This window comes from Pleomorphochaeta sp. DL1XJH-081 (assembly GCF_049310885.1).
In the GTDB taxonomy this organism is placed as follows: domain Bacteria; phylum Spirochaetota; class Spirochaetia; order Sphaerochaetales; family Sphaerochaetaceae; genus CAYZJV01.
On record NZ_JBMDYO010000166.1, the window covers coordinates 1 to 252 of the forward strand.

Below are 252 nucleotides of genomic sequence, written 5' to 3' on the forward strand. Positions count from 1 at the left end.
TCCCCATGTTCGGGTGCACCGACCCCGTTCAAGTGGTGAAGGAGTTGGACGAGGTGGTCTCCCTCCACCCCAATGCCTTCGTCAGAATCATCGGATTCGACAACATCCGTCAGGTGCAGATCATCAGTTTCATCGCCCACAGGCCCCCAGGCTACTGAGCACCACTCTCTCTCTCTCTCTCTCTCCAAATCAAGCCATGAATTGATTTTCACGGCGTGGGGTTGAAGGAAGGAATGCATGTTTCTCTTAGGG

Annotated in this window: 1 protein-coding gene; it reads left to right on the forward strand. The window is 54.0% G+C overall.

Annotated features, from left to right (window positions below; translation table 11 throughout):
- The first annotated feature begins 5 nt into the window (after positions 1 to 5).
- The gene (locus tag ACODJP_RS14330) at positions 6 to 158 is read left to right on the forward strand and encodes a ribulose bisphosphate carboxylase small subunit (protein WP_422482644.1); all 153 of its coding nucleotides are present in this window, start codon (positions 6 to 8) and stop codon (positions 156 to 158) included.
- The last annotated feature ends 94 nt before the right edge of the window (positions 159 to 252 follow it).